This is a genomic window from Collimonas sp. (assembly GCF_035566555.1).
In the GTDB taxonomy this organism is placed as follows: domain Bacteria; phylum Pseudomonadota; class Gammaproteobacteria; order Burkholderiales; family Burkholderiaceae_D; genus Collimonas.
The window spans coordinates 1-16,258 of the sequence record NZ_DATMRB010000115.1; the positions used below are offsets into that span (position 1 = coordinate 1).

The 16,258-nt window shown below is 60.1% G+C and carries 15 protein-coding genes and 1 pseudogene; 6 read left to right on the forward strand and 10 right to left on the reverse strand.

Going from position 1 to position 16,258, the window contains the following annotated elements:
- The 4 genes and pseudogenes from VNZ65_RS14845 to VNZ65_RS14860 all read right to left on the reverse strand — a co-directional run.
- Positions 1-600 (reverse strand): annotated as a pseudogene (locus VNZ65_RS14845) (branched-chain amino acid ABC transporter permease); the annotation flags it as partial.
- A 17-nt stretch (positions 601-617) separates the two neighbouring features.
- Positions 618-1,790: an ABC transporter substrate-binding protein gene (locus VNZ65_RS14850; protein ID WP_325670293.1), complete on the reverse strand. Its 1,173-nt coding sequence runs from the start codon at positions 1,788-1,790 to the stop codon at positions 618-620.
- An 81-nt stretch (positions 1,791-1,871) separates the two neighbouring features.
- Positions 1,872-2,447 carry a nucleoid occlusion factor SlmA gene (slmA, locus tag VNZ65_RS14855; RefSeq protein ID WP_061944824.1) on the reverse strand — a complete coding sequence of 192 codons (576 nt, stop codon included), beginning with the start codon at positions 2,445-2,447 and terminating at the stop codon, positions 1,872-1,874.
- 91 nt (positions 2,448-2,538) lie between these two features.
- Positions 2,539-3,267, reverse strand: a complete 729-nt coding sequence (locus VNZ65_RS14860) for a pyrimidine 5'-nucleotidase (RefSeq protein WP_325670296.1) — start codon at positions 3,265-3,267, stop codon at positions 2,539-2,541.
- A gap of 125 nt (positions 3,268-3,392) precedes the next feature.
- Here VNZ65_RS14860 and VNZ65_RS14865 point away from each other — a divergent pair, with 125 nt between their 5' ends.
- The 4 genes from VNZ65_RS14865 to fnr all read left to right on the forward strand — a co-directional run bounded on the left by VNZ65_RS14865 (position 3,393) and on the right by fnr (position 7,122).
- Complete coding sequence (locus VNZ65_RS14865) at positions 3,393-4,328, forward strand: TraB/GumN family protein (RefSeq protein WP_325670297.1); 936 nt, start codon at positions 3,393-3,395, stop codon at positions 4,326-4,328.
- A 128-nt stretch (positions 4,329-4,456) separates the two neighbouring features.
- The gene (locus VNZ65_RS14870; protein WP_325670298.1) at positions 4,457-5,065 is read left to right on the forward strand and encodes an OmpW/AlkL family protein; all 609 of its coding nucleotides are present in this window, start codon (positions 4,457-4,459) and stop codon (positions 5,063-5,065) included.
- A 112-nt stretch (positions 5,066-5,177) separates the two neighbouring features.
- A complete protein-coding gene (locus VNZ65_RS14875; protein ID WP_325670299.1) occupies positions 5,178-6,266 on the forward strand; it encodes a fatty acid desaturase in 1,089 nt (362 codons plus the stop codon).
- A 103-nt stretch (positions 6,267-6,369) separates the two neighbouring features.
- Complete coding sequence (gene fnr, locus VNZ65_RS14880) at positions 6,370-7,122, forward strand: fumarate/nitrate reduction transcriptional regulator Fnr (RefSeq protein ID WP_325670300.1); 753 nt, start codon at positions 6,370-6,372, stop codon at positions 7,120-7,122.
- A gap of 6 nt (positions 7,123-7,128) precedes the next feature.
- On the opposite strand, the gene hemN is transcribed toward fnr, so the two are convergent.
- Positions 7,129-8,556, reverse strand: coding sequence for an oxygen-independent coproporphyrinogen III oxidase (gene hemN / locus VNZ65_RS14885; RefSeq protein WP_325670301.1), 1,428 nt, complete (start codon positions 8,554-8,556; stop codon positions 7,129-7,131).
- A 211-nt stretch (positions 8,557-8,767) separates the two neighbouring features.
- On the opposite strand from hemN, the gene mnmC reads away from it, so the two are divergent.
- Positions 8,768-10,504, forward strand: coding sequence for an FAD-dependent 5-carboxymethylaminomethyl-2-thiouridine(34) oxidoreductase MnmC (gene mnmC / locus VNZ65_RS14890; RefSeq protein ID WP_325670302.1), 1,737 nt, complete (start codon positions 8,768-8,770; stop codon positions 10,502-10,504).
- Positions 10,505-10,521: 17 nt separating this feature from the next.
- Here the strand turns inward: mnmC and VNZ65_RS14895 are convergent, their stop codons facing one another.
- The gene (locus VNZ65_RS14895; RefSeq protein ID WP_325670303.1) at positions 10,522-10,839 is read right to left on the reverse strand and encodes a YXWGXW repeat-containing protein; all 318 of its coding nucleotides are present in this window, start codon (positions 10,837-10,839) and stop codon (positions 10,522-10,524) included.
- A gap of 267 nt (positions 10,840-11,106) precedes the next feature.
- Here VNZ65_RS14895 and VNZ65_RS14900 point away from each other — a divergent pair, with 267 nt between their 5' ends.
- Positions 11,107-12,738: an NAD(P)/FAD-dependent oxidoreductase gene (locus VNZ65_RS14900; RefSeq protein ID WP_325670304.1), complete on the forward strand. Its 1,632-nt coding sequence runs from the start codon at positions 11,107-11,109 to the stop codon at positions 12,736-12,738.
- Between the two features lie 35 nt (positions 12,739-12,773).
- On the opposite strand, the gene VNZ65_RS14905 is transcribed toward VNZ65_RS14900, so the two are convergent.
- From VNZ65_RS14905 to VNZ65_RS14920, 4 genes are all read right to left on the reverse strand, one after another.
- On the reverse strand, positions 12,774-13,055 hold the full coding sequence (locus VNZ65_RS14905) for a type II toxin-antitoxin system RelE/ParE family toxin (RefSeq protein ID WP_325670305.1): 282 nt from the start codon (positions 13,053-13,055) through the stop codon (positions 12,774-12,776).
- Positions 13,045-13,293 carry a type II toxin-antitoxin system Phd/YefM family antitoxin gene (locus tag VNZ65_RS14910; RefSeq protein ID WP_325670360.1) on the reverse strand — a complete coding sequence of 83 codons (249 nt, stop codon included), beginning with the start codon at positions 13,291-13,293 and terminating at the stop codon, positions 13,045-13,047. Before VNZ65_RS14910 ends, VNZ65_RS14905 begins: the two co-directional genes overlap by 11 nt.
- A 220-nt stretch (positions 13,294-13,513) precedes the next feature.
- Positions 13,514-14,749 (reverse strand): cytochrome-c peroxidase, encoded by a 1,236-nt coding sequence (locus tag VNZ65_RS14915; RefSeq protein ID WP_325670306.1) that lies wholly within the window; start codon positions 14,747-14,749, stop codon positions 13,514-13,516.
- On the reverse strand, positions 14,749-16,122 hold the full coding sequence (locus tag VNZ65_RS14920; RefSeq protein WP_325670362.1) for a metallophosphoesterase: 1,374 nt from the start codon (positions 16,120-16,122) through the stop codon (positions 14,749-14,751). The genes VNZ65_RS14915 and VNZ65_RS14920 overlap by 1 nt, the downstream gene beginning before the upstream one ends.
- Positions 16,123-16,258 lie beyond the last annotated feature (136 nt).

Consider the following 16,258-nt stretch of genomic DNA (forward strand, 5'->3'; position numbering starts at 1 on the left):
AGTCAGGCCGCCGATGTCGAAACGCGCGTCGGAAAATGGTGCGGTGCGCGAACCTTCGGCGCCAAACATCAGCAGGCCGATGCCGATCAAGGCATAGTGCACCGCTACCGAGACAATCAGCAACACCAGGGTGCTGGCTTCCGCCAGCGGCTGGAATGCCAGCCGGTACACCATTGGTCCCATCGGCACCACGATCGCCAGCGTCAGCAAGACCTGCAAAGGCATGGCCAGAGAGGCGTGGCCGTACAGGCGGGCGACGCCATAGACAATGAACGGCAACAGGACGAATTTGAGCAAGGCAAGGCCGCCGCGCTTGACCAGCGTCGCGCGGCTTTCGCCGCTGCGGCCGGCCAGCAGCATTGCAGCTTCCTGGATGAAACTCAATACCCCGAGCGCCACCAGCAGCGTTGCCGACAAGGGAAACTTGTCGGCCTGGATGGCCGCCAGCGTCAAGGCGCCGAACGCCACGAATTCGCCCTGCGGGATAAAGATGACGCGGGTAACCGAAAATACCAGCACCAGCGCCAGAGCCAGCAGCGCATAAACGGCGCCGCTGGTGATGCCATCCTGAGCCAGGATGGCGGCGATTGAAAGATCCATGCTTTTTCTATGCGGCGTTATTGCGCAGCGCCCAGCAGCTTCCATTTGCCGTTGACGATTTCCACCATCACCCGTGCGCGTTGATCGAAACCGACGTGATCGGTCGGGCTCATGTTGACGATGCCTTGCGAGACCGGCAGGTTCTTGATGGCTTCAATACTGTCACGCAACGCGGCGCAGAACTCTTTGGTGCCAGGCTGAGCTTTCTTGAGCGCCGCTGGCGCAGCCGCGCCGAGCAGCATGCCGGCATCCCAGGCATGACCGCCGAAAGTGGAAATGCTGCCGACGCCGTAGGCCTTTTCATAGGCGCTGCGGTAGGCCATGGCGGATTTCTTGACCGGATTGCTGTCAGGTAGCTGCTCCGCCACCAGCAACGGTCCGGCAGGCAGGAAAGTGCCTTCGCAATCCTTGCCGCAGACGCGCAGGAAATCATTGTTGGCGACACCGTGGGTCTGATAGATCTTGCCTTTGTAGCCCCGTTCTTTCAAGGTTTTTTGCGGCAAGGCGGCGGGCGTGCCGGCGCCGGCGATCAGCACGGCATCCGGATTGGCGCTGACTATCTTCAAGACCTGGCCGGTCACGGAGGTGTCGGGACGGGCGAACCGTTCATTGGCGACGATCTTGATCTTGCGCAGCTCGGCCAGCTTGGAAAATTCGCGGTACCAGCCTTCGCCGTAGGCATCCGAGAAGCCGATAAAGGCCACGCTCTTGACGCCGGCATCGGCCATGTGGGCGATGATCGCGGTTGCCATGTGCGAATCGTTCTGCGGCGTCTTGAAAATCCAGCGGCGCTTGGCGTCGACCGGCTCGACCAATGAAGCCGAAGCCGCCATCGAAATCATCGGCGTGCCGGACTCGGCGGCGACATCGCTCATCGCCAGCGAACCAGGCACCGCGGTCGAACCGATCAGCAGATCGACCTTTTCTTCGCTGATCAGTTTGCGTGCGTTCTTTACCGCCGTAGTGCTATCGGTGGCGTCATCCAGCACGATGTACTGCACCTTCTGGCCGGCGATTTCCTTGGGCAGCAGAGCAAACGTGTTTTTCTCCGGAATACCCAGCGACGCCGCCGGGCCGGTGGCGGAAACGCTCACGCCGACCTTGATCTGAGCATATGCGCCGCTGCTGCCGGCGGCCAGGGTGATTGCCAGTGCTGCGGAAACGGTCGTCCCCAACCATGCTTTTTTCATCTGTTCTGCTCCATTGAGTTGTACGGCGCGCGCCAGCCAAGCCGGCCGGCACGACGCTAGCCAGCGATGGTAGCAAAAAAATCAGACCAGCATCAGCGCGACCTGCTGCGCGGCGTCGGCGCTGGGCTTGTGCTGGAAACGGCTCTTGGCGAAACGCTGCCAGCGTCCCAGCACGAAACTGGTCAGAATGTTGGCGCGCATTGCGGTTTCCGCTTCATTCGCTTCGCCTTGCGCGGCGGCGGTGCGCAGCGCCTGCTTCAGCGCCAATTCGATACGGTCGACGAACTGGTTCATGCGCAGCTGCAGGCGCTCGTCCTCGTTGATCAGCGCATCGCCGATCATGACCCGGGTCATGCCTGGATTGCGTTCGGCAAAATTCAACAGCATCAAGGTAATCGCCTGCGCCTGATGCAGTCCCTTTTCCTGCTGTTCGGTAATCTGGTTGACCAGGCCGAATACGGTCGTCTCGATAAATTCGATCAAGCCTTCGAACATCTGCGCCTTGCTGGCGAAATGGCGGTACAGCGCCGCCTCGGACACCTCGATCCTGGCGGCCAGCGCAGCCGTGGTGATCTTTTCCCCTTTGGGTTGTTCCAGCATGACCGCTAGGGTCTGAAGGATTTGTAATTTACGCTCGCCTGGTTTGCTAGTAGCCATGATTTTTTATTTTAGTAATGATGGAGATAAGGAAAACTGCAGCTGAAACGGGGCCTGCGCGTTAAACCTCCCTCTAGCCACTAGCGGGACCTCAACGCAGACGGTGCAGATTCTTGCTCAGCTGACGGACGGATTTTACTTTGACATCGACGTAATTGGGGCGCTTTATCGTATTTGACTGGTCCTTCAGGTACTGCGTCACCCATGCCGTGCGCATGCCGACCCATTTGGCGGCCCTGAGGTTGGCGATGGTATCCTCCACCAGGATACAGCGCCGCGCCGGCACCTTCTCGCGCGCGATCAGCTGCCGCAGCAGGTGGCGCGACGGCTTCGGCCGCAGCTGGCGGTGCACATGCATGGATTCGATCGAAATATGCTTGCCGAAATGACGCTGCAGGCGCAGGTGGCGCACGACGTCGCCTGAATAACGCAGCGGCGCATTGGTCAGCAGGATCTTGCGGCCTGGCAGACGTTTCAGCAGATTGATCAGGCCGCGTTCGGCCCGGATCATGCCCAGCAGATCGTCGAAGCGGTGCGCCTCGCGCAAGAAATCCTCGGGCCGCACCTGATGATGTTTTACCATGCCGAGCAGGGTCGCGCCATAGCGCCGCCAGTAGTTTTCACGAACGGCATTGACGGTGGCGACATCGGCGTCGACGCCGCCGCTGCCCAGGGTGCGCGCCATGAAAGCATTCATGTTGACATGGATAGCGGGGAAAATCGCATGCGAAGCATTGTGCAAAGTATTGTCCAGATCGAACAGCCAGAGCGCCGTATTATTCTTTCCCTTTGTTTTTTTACTGCCTGTATCCATTACCATGATGTGCGCCGGCGCTTGGGCCGGAATTAAAATCGTTGAACTCGTTAACCAAAGGGGAAGCTGTGTTTCGTCAGATTATAGTGACATTACTCGCACAATTGCACGGGCCCTGGCACGGTCTCCGCTTGTTACGCCGCCTGCTGCTTGCCCTCGGCCTGGGGACGTTGCTGGCTGGCGCAGCGCCGCTGTTCGCCCAGGACACCCTTGCCGGCGCCTCCCTGCAACCGTCCGCCGCCGTGCGCCAGGGCGGCGCCATGTTCCAGATCCAGCGCGATGGCCATAGCGCCTATGTATTCGGCACCATCCACGTCGGCAAGGCGGATTTCTATCCGCTGGACGCAAAAATATTGCAAGCTCTGCAACAATCTTGCTGTCTCGCCCTGGAAATCGATCCTGGCAATACCCAGGCCATGATTCCGCTGATGAAAAAATATGGTTTCTACCTGGACGGCAAACCGCACCAGAAAGATTTGCCGCCAAAGCTGCAAAAGCAACTGACCGCACTGCTGGAAAAATACGATATGACGCCAGAGCAGGTCGCCAGCCTGAAACCATGGCTGATCGCGACCATGCTTGGCATCAGTGAATACGCCAGCCAAGGTTATCTGTCCCAATATGGGGTCGACAGCACGCTCGCCAGCCTGGCGAAAAGCAGCAACAAACGCCTGGTCGAACTGGAAACCGCCGAGGCGCAGCTGGCGTTGCTGGGCAACCTGTCGCCCGCCGAGCAAGTCCAGTTCCTGCAGGATAGCGTCGACGAAATACAGGATCCAGCCAAAGCCCATCGCTCCCTGGACCTCGTCAACTTGTGGCGCAATGGCGATATCGACGGCCTGGCGGCGATGCTAGCGGAAATGAACGCCGAAGACAGCTTCGCCAGCAAATTCATGCAGCGCGCCCTGCTCGACGGCAGAAATCCCGGCCTGGCCGACGGCATCGCAAAACTGACGGCTTCGGCAAACGATCCCTTCGTCGCCATCGGCATGCTGCATCTGGTCGGGCCAAACAGCGTACTGGCGATCCTGCAGCAGCGCGGCTATTCGGTGAAACGCGTTTACTGAAACCTGCCGACGGTCCCGCTGCTTTGCCGTTCTACCCATGACTTGATTTACATCAAAGCATATTGCAGCCTTCCCTTTTACAGTGCAGGTCAATACAGACCACGACACAGACTGAACGGGAATCGGATATGAAAATCACTGCATGCATATTGGCGTTATCGACACTGGGCCTGGCAGCAAACAGCATGGCGCAGGAAAGCCCATGGCAGGTGCGGCTGCGCGCCGACTACCTGAAACCGGCAAACAAATCGGATGCGGTAGGCGGCACAGGCGCATCGGACCGCTTGCAGGTCAATTCCAAGACCATCCCCGAAGTCGATATTTCCTACTTCTTCACGGAGAACTGGGCGACCGAACTGGTGCTGACCTATCCGCAAAAGCAGGACGTCACGCTGGATGGCAAGAAAATCGGCAGCTTCAAGCACCTGCCGCCGACACTCACCTTGCAGTATCACTTCCTGCCGCAGGCCGCTTTCAGTCCTTACCTCGGCGCCGGCCTCAACTACACGCACATTTCCAACGTCGACCTGCTGGACGGCGCGGCGCAACTGGAACATAGCAGCTGGGGGCTGGCATTGCAGGCCGGACTCGACTACAAGCTGGATAAAAACTGGTCCTTGAACCTGGACGTGAAAAAACTGCAAATCCGCAGCGATGTGTATGCCGGCGGCGAGAAAATCAGCCGCGTCCAGATCGATCCATGGCTGCTCGGCATGGGCGTCGGCTACCGCTTCTAGGCGACGTCAACGCGGTTCTGCAATCTGCATGATCTTTGATCGAAATCAACGCCGGGCCGCGTCAAGTCTTCTAAGATCGGTCGGCGTCGTCTTTATGTCAAAGGTTTGCTAAATGAATGTATCTCACTTGCCGGAGCCGGTATCGCCATCGGCGGCCATGCCGCATCGAAAAACCATCCGCTCCTGGCTGCTGCCGCTTGCCCGCCGCAATACCGGCCGGGCGTTGATATTGGTGCTGCTCGACCTGGTGCTGTTTGCAATGTCGCTCAGCGCCACCGTCTGGCTGCAGCATGTCGCCGCGAAGCTGCTGTTCGGGGCTGTCGCCGGTTTCATCATCGGCCGCCTGTTCATCCTCGGCCATGATGCCTGCCATCAAAGCTTTACCCCGCACCGGCGCTTCAATCGCTGGCTCGGCCGCTTGCTGTTCCTGCCGTCGCTGACGCCCTACAGCCTGTGGGATGTGGGCCATAACGTGGTACATCACGGCTACACCAACCTGAAGGGTTTCGATTTCGTATGGCATCCACTGTCGCTGGAAGAATTTCAGGCGCTGCCGCGCCGGCGCCAGTGGCTGGAACGCATCTATCGCAGCGGCTGGGCGCCCTGGCTCTACTATCTGGTGGAAATGTGGTGGCAACGCATGTACTTTCCGAACCGCCGCACCATGCCGACCCGGCGCCCGGTGTTCGTCTGGGATGGCATCCTGGTCACGGCCGTCGCTCTGGTCTGGGTGGCCTTGCTGGTGGCCGCGGCGCTGAGTACCGCGCAGCCGATATGGCTGACCCTGCTGGCAGGATTCATAACGCCTTTGCTGTTCTGGAATGCGATGATCGGCTTTGTCGTGTACGTCCATCACACCCACACCGGGGTCGCCTGGTATGACCAGAAAACCGTGTGGGCGGCGGCGCAGCCGTTTGTCTCGACCACCGTGCACCTGACCTTCCGCTACCGCATCGGCGCGCTGCTGCATCACATCATGGAGCACACCGCGCACCATGTCGACATGAGCATCCCGCTGTATCGCCTGCAGGAAGCGCAGCGGATCCTGGAAACCATGCTGCCCTTGCGCATCGTGATCCAGAAATTTTCCTGGCGCTGGTACTTTGATACGGCACGGCGCTGCAAGCTGTACGATTTCAGGCGTCATTGCTGGACCGATTTTTCCGGCGTGCCGACCAGCGCCGCCGCCATCGTCAATTGAGCAGGATGCGATTGCCTGCGGATTATGACCGTAGCAGGGTACATGGCAGTAGAATGGAGAATCTTGGCAAGTTGCAACGCCACGCCATCCATCGGACCTGTCTATGAATCACACCCCATCCCGTGCCGCGCCACTGCTGGACATCCGCGCCCTGCGCAGCAGCTGCTCGTCTTGCAGCATGCACCAGCTATGCCTGCCGATGGGGCTGGATGAGCCTGAAATGCAGCGGCTGGACAGCATTATCGGCCGCCGCCGCATAGCGCGCGAAGACAGCCTGTATCGTATCGGCGACAAATTCAGTTCCCTGTATGCGGTGCGGGTCGGCCAGTTCAAGACTTCGCAAACCAATCCCGACGGCGCGCAGCAGATTACCGGCTTTCAGATGAGCGGGGAATTGCTGGGCATGGATGCGATCAGCACCGATACCCATCAATGCGATGCGGTAGCGCTGGAAGATAGCGAGGTCTGTGAAATTCCGTTCGTCCGGCTGGAAGAATTGTTTGGCGAGATTCCGACTTTGCTGCGCCATTTCCATCGCATGATGAGCAAGGAAATCACGCGCGAGCAAAGCGTCATCCTGTTGCTCGGCAATATGCGCGCGGAGCAGCGCTTTGCCGCTTTCCTGGTGAACCTGTCGTCGCGCTATGCGGCGCGCGGCTATTCGCCCAGCAGCTTTCAGCTGCGCATGACGCGCGAAGACATCGGCAACTATCTCGGCCTGACGATAGAAAGCATCAGCCGCTTGCTGTCCAAGCTCAAGAAGGACGGCATGCTGAAAGTCAGCAACCGCGATATCGAACTGATCGACTTGCCGTTGCTGAAGGCGCTGGCGACAGGCGCGGAAGCTTGTAGCTGAATTCCCTCAAATGGTCTTTGAGTAGCGCAGCGGGCTTTTCTCCGGATCCAGGTAGCGGTCAAACACCATGCAGATATTTCGGATCAGCAAGCGGCCCTTCATGGTCACGCTGATCCACTCTTCATCCAGGGTCAGCAGGCCATCGGCTTCCAGCAATCTCAAGCTCGCAAGCTCGACAGCGAAATAGTCGCTGAACCTGATCGGATGGGCCATCTCGATCGAGGCGAGCGAAAGCTCGAAATTGCACATCAGGCGCTGGATGATCAGGCGTCGCAGCAGGTCATCCATGTTCAGCTGAATCCCGCGCGCAACCGGCAATTGCTGGCGGTCGAGCCGCTGATAGTAGGCTTCCAGCGTCTTTTCGTTCTGGCTGTAGCTGGCGCCGACCGCACTGATCGCCGACACCCCGCACGCCACCAGGTCGGCCTCGGCATGGGTCGAATAGCCTTGGAAATTGCGGTGCAAGCGCCCTTGCCGCTGCGCTACCGCCAGGTCGTCTTCCGGCTTGGCGAAATGATCCATGCCGATGTAGACATAGCCGGCCTCGGTCAGGCGCTGGATGCACAGGAACAGCATGTCGATCTTGTCCGCGGCCGGCGGCAGGTCGCTGTCGGCAATCCGCCGCTGCGGCTTGAACAGCTGCGGCATGTGGGCATAGTTGTAGATAGCGATGCGATCCGGCGCCGCGGCGATCACTTTTTCCAGCGTTTGCGCAATCGATGCCAGGCTCTGCTTGGGCAGACCATAGATCAGGTCGATGCTGACCGAACGGAAACCGGCGAAGCGGGCAGCGTCGATGATGCGCAGCGTGTCTTCCTCAGCCTGGATCCGATTGACCGCCTTCTGCACTGCCGGATCGAAATCCTGCACGCCCAGGCTAAGCCGGTTGAAGCCTTGGCGGCGCAACGTGACAATCCGCTTCGGGGTGACAGTGCGCGGATCGACTTCTATCGAATATTCTCCCAGCTGATCGGGCGCGAATTGGAAATGCTGGTGCAGATGCTCCATCAACTCGCTCATCTGGCGATCGCTAAGATAGGTCGGGGTGCCGCCGCCGAAGTGCAGCTGCTCGACCTGGTTCATGCCGTCAAACAAGGCTGCCTGCATCGCAATCTCGCGCTGCAGATAGGTCAGGTAAACGGCAGCCTTGCTCAGGATCTTGCTGACGACCTTGTTGCAGGCGCAGTAATAGCAGACCGTAGCGCAAAACGGGATGTGCACGTATAGCGACAAGGCATGCCGCGCACCCATCGCGCGCCGTTCCGCGACTGCCTGGCAATAGGCTGTGGCGTCGAATTCCGCGGAGAACCTGTCTGCCGTCGGATAGGAGGTATAGCGTGGCCCGAGCTGGCTCAGCTTGCGCAACAGCGCCGGTTCAAACGCCAGCGCAGCCAGCGGTGTGGCCGCGGCGATCGGTTGCAGGGAAGTTGACATGTGGCGGCTCCGGCGATTGGCTGTATCCATAGTCACAGCGTAGCGGGCTGGGTCGGTAAGCGCTTTGATATAGATCAAACCGCCTGCGCTGCAGGCGCGATACTGCCTATAATCGCTTATTGACCACCAACCTCTTGCCACTTTGTCGCTCAACCATCCAACCCCGGCCTTGCCAAATGACTCCAGCCACTGGCAAGGGAGGGATCGCTTCGTGCTACTCGACAGCGATTTTGGCGATGGCGATCAGTTCTTTGCGACCTGGCAAGCCTGGCGCGACGATACCCGGCCTCCCCGCCAGTTGCACTACCTGGCGTTGGTGCCCGGCCGCGCATTACAGCAGACGCTGGTGAAAAACCCGCAATGGCAGGTACTGGCGGCGGAACTTCACGCAGCATGGCCGCCAGCCGTACCGGGATTTCACAGATTATTCCTGCAAGACGGCCAGCTGGTGCTGACCCTGATGTTCGGCGACAGCGCCGCTTGCCTGCGCCAGATCGTGGCTAGCGTCGACGCCTTCCATTTGCGCGGCGCCGGCTGGCAGGAGTGGCCGCTGTCCATGCTCGGTTTGCTGGGCAGATTGGCGGCCAGGCAAGCCCGTCTCGCCATCTCGGCTACCGGCGCCGCAGCGCTTGCAGCACAGCGGGCGGCGCTGCGACAAGCAGGCTTTGTCTTTGAGGAAGATCCCTTGCTCGCCCATTTTGCGCCGCGCTTTTCAGCGCGCCACCCGATCGCACCTAGCGCGCCGGCGACCGCACGCCATGCCATCGTAATCGGCGCCGGACTGGCAGGCAGCGCCGCCTGCCAGCGGCTGGCGCGGCGCGGCTGGAGGGTGACCCTGATCGAGCGCCATGCTGACATCGCCCAGGAAGCCTCCGGCAACATCGCCGGTATTTTCATGCCGCTGCTGTCGCGCGACGACAATCCAGGTTCGCGCCTCAGCCGCAGCGCCTACCTGTTCGCCCAGCATGTCTGGCGCCAGCTGGGCGGCATCGGCAACGCCTTCACGGGCGCAGCCTGCGGCGTGCTGCAAATCGCGCGCGATGCCGAACACGCCAAGGCCCAGCAACAGCTGGTGAGCCACTGGCGTTATCCAGACGATTTTGCGGAATGGCTGGAGCAAGCTGCCGCCGCGCGCCTGGTCGGCAGCCCAGTCAGCAACGGCGGCTGGCATTTTCCGGCCGGCGGCTGGGTGCAGCCGCGCAGCCTGTGCCAGGCCATGCTGGACGATTGCGGCGCCAGCTTGCAGATGCTGTTCGGGCAGCGGATCGAAAAGCTTGAGTATGAACATCAACAATGGATAGTTCGTGCTGAAGGCGGTGCTGAAATTGCCAGCGCACCGGTATTGATACTGGCTAACGGCTGCGACGCGCTCGAGTTCCCGCAAGCGGCTGATTTGCCCCTGGCCGCCATCCGCGGACAGATTACCCATGTCGACGTCAGCCAGGCGCCGCCGACAGCGTCGGTGATTTGCGGCGAGGCCTATCTCACCCCGCCCTGTGGAAATGTGTGCAGCGTCGGCGCTTCCTACGGCGAGGATACCGATCCGGCCTTGCGGCAGGACAGCCAGGACGACAACCTGGCGCGTCTGGCCAACATGCTGCCGGACTGGAGCGCCGGCTCGTTGCCGCTGGCCGGACGGGTCGGCTTCCGCTGCGTTGCCAGCGACCGCCTGCCGCTGGTGGGCGCGGTGCCGGACCAGCACGGAGCAAGCAGCGTACGCGAAGCGAAATTGAAAGATATGCCGCGCTATGCCGGCCTGTACAGCCTGCTTGGCTACGCTTCGCGCGGATTGATCTGGGCGCCGCTGGCGGCAGAATTGCTGGCGGCGCAACTGGAAGGCGAACCGCTGCCAATCGAGGCCGACCTGGCCGCAGCGCTCGATCCGGCGCGCTTCTTACTCAAGGAACAGCGGCGCACTACCGCCGCCAACGCAAAAAGGGCGCCCTGAGGCGCCCTTGCACGGGTTTAGCGAGCCCAGCGGTACGGCTGCATTTGCCAATCTCCGCGCGGGCCTCTGACCCAGCTTGGCGGCACATAACGGTAACCCGGCCGTGCCCTGATCCAGCTGCCACCGACCCACTCATGGCGGCGGCCGTTCCAGCGCCAGTATCCAGGCGCCCAGACAAAACCGCGACGCGGCGACGGCACCACTTCATAGCGCGGCGGCGGCGGTTGTCCGATCTGGACATTCACATAGGCCTGGGCTTGGGCCTGGCTCATCGGCAGCATGAATCCGGCGCTCAAAGCCAGGGCACTGACACACAACATCGATTTGATCTTCATTGGGGACCTCCTTCATTCGTTTGAAAACATCAGACAACGATTGAAATATAGGTCATAAATATCAGGACACTTGTAATTTTGTGTTTCCAAAAGATACAGATTTTGAAAACGTCGAAATACCGCGCAGACAGCCGTAGCGCCGTGCCCTAAGGTAAAATGGCGGCCTGCCAGACGGCATTGTCGTTTTATAAAATATGTGCGGGATAGCGCCTTGGCCTTGCCAGGCTAAGCTTGCGACCTGTCCCCACCTGACTTCCCGGATTACCCATGTTGCGATTGAACGAAGTACAACTCCCCCTGGACCATCCTGAAGACGCCCTGCACGCCGCGATCCTGGAACGGCTCGGGATCGCCGCTGAGGAAATGCTCGGTTACACAATTTTCCGGCGCAGTTACGATGCCCGTAAAAAATCCGCGGTCATCCTGACTTATACGGTGGATGTCGAGCTCAGGGATGAAAGCGCGGTCCTTGAACGGCGCGCCGGCGATCGCAACGTGATGGCGACGCCGGACACCAATTATCGCTTCGTGGCGCAAGCCCCGGGCCAGCTGAAATCGCGGCCGGTGGTCATCGGCACCGGGCCGTGCGGCCTGTTTGCCGGATTGATCCTGGCCCAGATGGGCTTCAATCCGATCATCCTGGAACGCGGCAAGGCAGTCCGCGAACGCACCAAGGACACCTGGGGCCTGTGGCGCAAACGCGAACTGCAGCCGGAATCGAATGTGCAGTTCGGCGAAGGCGGCGCCGGCACTTTTTCCGACGGCAAGCTGTGGACCCAGATCAAGGATCCCAAGCACTACGGCCGCAAGGTATTGACCGAATTCGTCAAGGCCGACGCGCCGGAAGAAATCATGTATGTCAGCAAGCCGCATATCGGCACCTTCCGCCTGGTCAAGATGGTCGAGCAGATGCGCGCCACCATCGAGGCGCTGGGCGGCGAATTCCGTTTCCAGCAAAAGGTTGAAGACATCGCCATCAAGTCGGAGAACGGCCAGGGCCAGGTGCAGGCCGTGGTGCTGGCTAGCGGCGAAACCATCGTCACCGACCATGTGGTGCTGGCGATCGGCCACAGCGCGCGCGATACTTTCCAGATGCTGTACGAGCGCGGCGTCTACATCGAAGCCAAGCCTTTCTCGCTCGGCTTCCGCATCGAGCATCCGCAGTCGCTGATCGACCGCTGCCGTTTCGGCCCGAGCGCCGGCCATCCGATTCTCGGCGCGGCCGATTACAAGCTGGTCCATCATTGCGAATCGGATCAAGCCCGCGGCCGCGCGGTCTACAGTTTCTGCATGTGCCCGGGCGGCACTGTAGTGGCTGCCACCTCTGAGCCGGGCCGCGTGGTCACCAACGGCATGAGCCAATACTCGCGCAATGAGCGCAATGCCAACAGCGGCATCGTGGTCGGCATCACGCCGGCCGATTATCCAGGCCACCCGCTGGCCGGGATCGCCTTCCAGCAGCAATGGGAATCGCGGGCCTTTGAACTAGGTGGCGGCACTTACGACGCGCCCGGCCAGCTGGTAGGCGATTTTATCGCCGGCCGCGCTTCGACTACGCTCGGTTCCGTGATTCCGTCCTACAAGCCGGGCGTGCTGCTGGGCGATCTCAGTACTTCACTGCCCGATTATGCGATTGCAGCTATCCGCGAAGCCTTGCCGGTTTTCGACAAGCAGATACGCGGCTTCGCCATGAACGATGCCGTGCTGACCGGCGTCGAAACCCGCACCTCGTCGCCGATCCGCATCAAACGCCACGACGACAGCCTGCAAAGCTTGAATACCACCGGTCTGTTCCCGGCGGGCGAAGGCGCGGGTTATGCCGGCGGCATCATGTCGGCGGCGATTGACGGCATCCGGGTGGCGGAAGCGGTTGCCTTGAGCATTCTTGGCAAAAACTAGGACAGGCCCCTGCCGCGGAGCTCTTATGCTCCCCCCTAACGTCTTTCTGCAGCCTTGTAGACGGCATTGCGCTCGCGCTTGCCCACTGCCACGACCAGCACGATCAACTGTTTGTCACGGACCTCGTAAACTAGACGATAGCCGGCTTGCCGCAGCTTGATTTTGTAGCGACTGCGCGAGCCCGAAAGTTGTGCCGACGGTAGGTGCGGGCTGAGCAACCGCTCTTCCAGCTTTTTCTTGAATTGCTCGCGTATGCCCTGATCGAGCTTGCGCCATTCCTTCAATGCTTCTTCAAGAAACGCGAGCTCAAAGTTCATCCAGCTTGACCTTGATGACCGCCTGGCCGCTACGTGCATCCGCAATGGCATTCAGCTCCATATCTTCCAGCTTATTCATCAGCGCCTCATACGCCTTTGCCGGAACGCAATAAAAGGCAGGCTGGTTCCGGTTCAAGATCGCCACAGGAAATCCTTCACCGGCAGCGACAGTCCCCATTGGATCTTTTTTTAACTCGGAAACACTAGCGGTGGTTTCAGCAAGAATAAGGTGTGCCATAGAAATACTCTTTAAAGTATTGTTAATAGCACCAATAATAGCATCTTTCATAGCACTCCAATAAAAGCCAGCTGACGGGTAGCCGCGAGCATGTGGACAACGAAAGATTCTAGTATTGCTTAATTTTCATCCCCTGTTCATAGGGATATGCATAAGTTTTACCTGAAAAAGCGTCCGGCGATCACGGAGAAATGGCCACTCCGGCATATCACAGACCGCTCTATTTGCGCACAGACTCTGCAGACGATTTGACAAACTGAGCATCGGTCAATGTTTTCAAGAATGCCACCAGATCGTCGACATCACTGTCGCTCAACGCTGGCGTACTGCCTTCGCGCCGGTTATACGGTACCGAGTTGATATTGACGTTTTCCCGATAGGCAGGCGGCACGTCGTCGAACTTGATTCCGGTCTTGTACCAGTCGCCCGGCCTGGTGGCGCGTGTTGCGTAGAACGCGACGGCATCGCGCAATGAAGTAAACACGCCGTTGTGCATATAGCTTTCTCGCACGGCGACATTACGCAAGCCAGGGGTCTTGAAGTAGCCGCACCACTGGCCGCTGTCCGGCCACTTCAAATCGGCAGCGGTTTTGCACAGGCCAACGTCGTAGAATGTTGGATTGCGGTTTTCGGCGATGCGGCGGTTGCGCGGCACGGCCGCGGCGTCGTAGCCGAAATCGGTAAACATCGAGCGCGCCGGATTGGCGGACTTGTCGTTGAACTTGTGGCAGGACGCGCAGTTACCCTTGTCAGGATCCTTGAACAAGCGCAGTCCGCGCAATTCCATCTCGTTCAGCTTGCCAGCGCCGCGGATATAGTCGTCGTACCTGGAACTGAACGGGGTCATTTCGTCGCTGCGCAAAAAGGCTTGCAGCGCCTGGCCTGCTGCCTGGCTGGCCTGCTCCGGCCGTTCGAAGATCGCAACGCCGAACTGCGCGCGCATTTCGGATGCATAAGCTTGCGCCAGTTTTCGCGCAAGCTGGCGCGGGTTGCGGTTATTCATTTCCAGCGGATTGAACAAAGGACCTTGCGCCTGCTCCGCCAAGCTATCCGCGCGTCCGTCCCAGAAAAATCCGCCGAATGGAATCGGCGCCAGCGCATCATCGTCCTGATAGAAAAAGCGCGGCGGCGTATAACGCAGATACAACACCGAGGGAGTATTACGCGTACCCAGGCTGGCCGGACGGCTACCGAGCGCAACGCCGATGCGCGAGCCGTGGTTGCCCGAAAAAGCCTGGGCCGGCGCGTGGCAGCTGGCGCAACTGGTGCCGCGCGGCTCCGACAGGTGCTCATCGAAAAACAGTTTGCGGCCGAGCGCGACCAGTGCCGGCGCATCATCCGGCTTCGCAGCCGGCGCCGGCATTTCCGGATAGAGCGGCGTGGCCGCCAGGGCCGGCGGCAAAACAGTCAGCAGGAGCAAAGCCCCCAAGATACGCTTGAGCGCCAGCAAGCGCATCAGTTTGGCGCCAGGAAGCCGGTCTTGTCGCAGCTGATGTTGTTACCGCTTTGCAGACAGGTAGTAAGCAGCACGCCTTTGCGCGTATAGGCCTTGTACGCCCACGTGCCATTGCTCTGACGGTCCATCACCATGAAGCCGAAGCTGCTGGTATGGGAAATCTTGTCGACGACGGCTCCTGGCGCGGGATTGGTGTTGGCAGGGAAGGGATCGGCAAAATTCACATCGAGGTTATCGCCGCCGTTGCCGGAGACGAAAGTGGCTGGATGCGCGGAGGAGAAATTGATGGCCTGAAAATCATGCACGTGACCATGGATCGCCGTCTTCACGCCAGATGGATAGAACGCGGTCGGATTAACGCTTTGCATCACCGATTGCAACGCCAGGTTTCCCGGGGCCGGCGGTGCACCGGCGATCGGCGCGAAACCGAGGATCGGATGATGATTAGTGAAAATGCTGTTGACCCCAGCTTTCGCAGCCAGCCGGTTGACCGCCTGGAACTGCGCCTGGTAAGCGACGAATTGCGGATCATTGGTGGCCAGCGCTGCCCTGCCCGCCTTGGCCGAATCGAACACGATCACCTGGGTGTCGGCGCCCACCGCAACGGCATACGGATCGGACAGGTTGCCGGCAGCGTCATTGGCAGGATCGTCGCAGGAACGCTTGGGATCAAGCGCTTGCGTATCGAGAAAGCGGAACCAGCCCTGGCCGGCGCGCGCGCATTCTTCGTGGTTGCCGCGCACCATGACCCACGGCGCTGCTGCCAGCAAGGGCGCCGCCGGCTTGAACAGATCCGCCTGCCAGGCATCCCAGCCGTAGCCCCATGGACTGTCCTTGCAACCGGCGATATCCGCCGGACAGGCATTCTCGCGATAATGATAGTCGCCGATATGCAGCACCAGATCCGGCTTCATGGCGGCAGCGGTCTTGGCAATTTCGGGAAATGGCCAAGAGTCGCTGTCATCACAGGCTTGCCACGCATTGTCGGCTTTTTTCAGGCGGCAGCCGGTATCCGCCAGCACTACGATGCGTTGCGGCGCTTGCTTCGGCAGCGGTAAGCTGCGGGAACCGACCGAGACCCCGCTGCTGCCAGCCGGTACCTGGTATTCGCAGGCAGTGACCGGGAAGGCAGACGGCTTGGAATCCGTGGCCGCGCTGGCGGTCGGCCGCTGCGCCACGGTCGCGGCTGCTGCGCGCACCGTCATCGCTGCATAGCTGGAGCCGTCGCGCACGTCGGGGCAGGTAGCGTCGCTGGTGATTACTCTGACGGTGGCCTGATTGTTGCTGCCGACCGCCACCCAAGCAGCCTTGACGCTGGCATCGATGTTGCTGTCGCTGCCGCCACAAGCAGCAACCAGCAAACTCAGGGTCATGCTCGAAGCCAGCCCGAACGCTTTGGTAAATGGCTTGCGGTGCTGTGCTTGCTTGATGGCGTCCATGATGCTCACAAAAAGGTAGGTGATATTGAGTTAGCAAATTATAAAAATAAAATGTGACACGCTTGTTACA

Bases quoted from the DNA above. Each gene is read 5' to 3' on its own strand.
- VNZ65_RS14850 (WP_325670293.1), bottom strand. From the start codon at position 1,790: ATGAAAAAAGCATGGTTGGGGACGACCGTTTCCGCAGCACTGGCAATC.
- slmA (WP_061944824.1), bottom strand. From the start codon at position 2,447: ATGGCTACTAGCAAACCAGGCGAGCGTAAATTACAAATCCTTCAGACC.
- VNZ65_RS14860 (WP_325670296.1), bottom strand. From the start codon at position 3,267: ATGGTAATGGATACAGGCAGTAAAAAAACAAAGGGAAAGAATAATACG.
- VNZ65_RS14870 (WP_325670298.1), top strand. From the start codon at position 4,457: ATGAAAATCACTGCATGCATATTGGCGTTATCGACACTGGGCCTGGCA.
- VNZ65_RS14875 (WP_325670299.1), top strand. From the start codon at position 5,178: ATGAATGTATCTCACTTGCCGGAGCCGGTATCGCCATCGGCGGCCATG.
- fnr (WP_325670300.1), top strand. From the start codon at position 6,370: ATGAATCACACCCCATCCCGTGCCGCGCCACTGCTGGACATCCGCGCC.
- hemN (WP_325670301.1), bottom strand. From the start codon at position 8,556: ATGTCAACTTCCCTGCAACCGATCGCCGCGGCCACACCGCTGGCTGCG.
- VNZ65_RS14895 (WP_325670303.1), bottom strand. From the start codon at position 10,839: ATGAAGATCAAATCGATGTTGTGTGTCAGTGCCCTGGCTTTGAGCGCC.
- VNZ65_RS14900 (WP_325670304.1), top strand. From the start codon at position 11,107: ATGTTGCGATTGAACGAAGTACAACTCCCCCTGGACCATCCTGAAGAC.
- VNZ65_RS14905 (WP_325670305.1), bottom strand. From the start codon at position 13,055: ATGAACTTTGAGCTCGCGTTTCTTGAAGAAGCATTGAAGGAATGGCGC.
- VNZ65_RS14910 (WP_325670360.1), bottom strand. From the start codon at position 13,293: ATGGCACACCTTATTCTTGCTGAAACCACCGCTAGTGTTTCCGAGTTA.
- VNZ65_RS14915 (WP_325670306.1), bottom strand. From the start codon at position 14,749: ATGCGCTTGCTGGCGCTCAAGCGTATCTTGGGGGCTTTGCTCCTGCTG.
- VNZ65_RS14920 (WP_325670362.1), bottom strand. From the start codon at position 16,122: ATGACCCTGAGTTTGCTGGTTGCTGCTTGTGGCGGCAGCGACAGCAAC.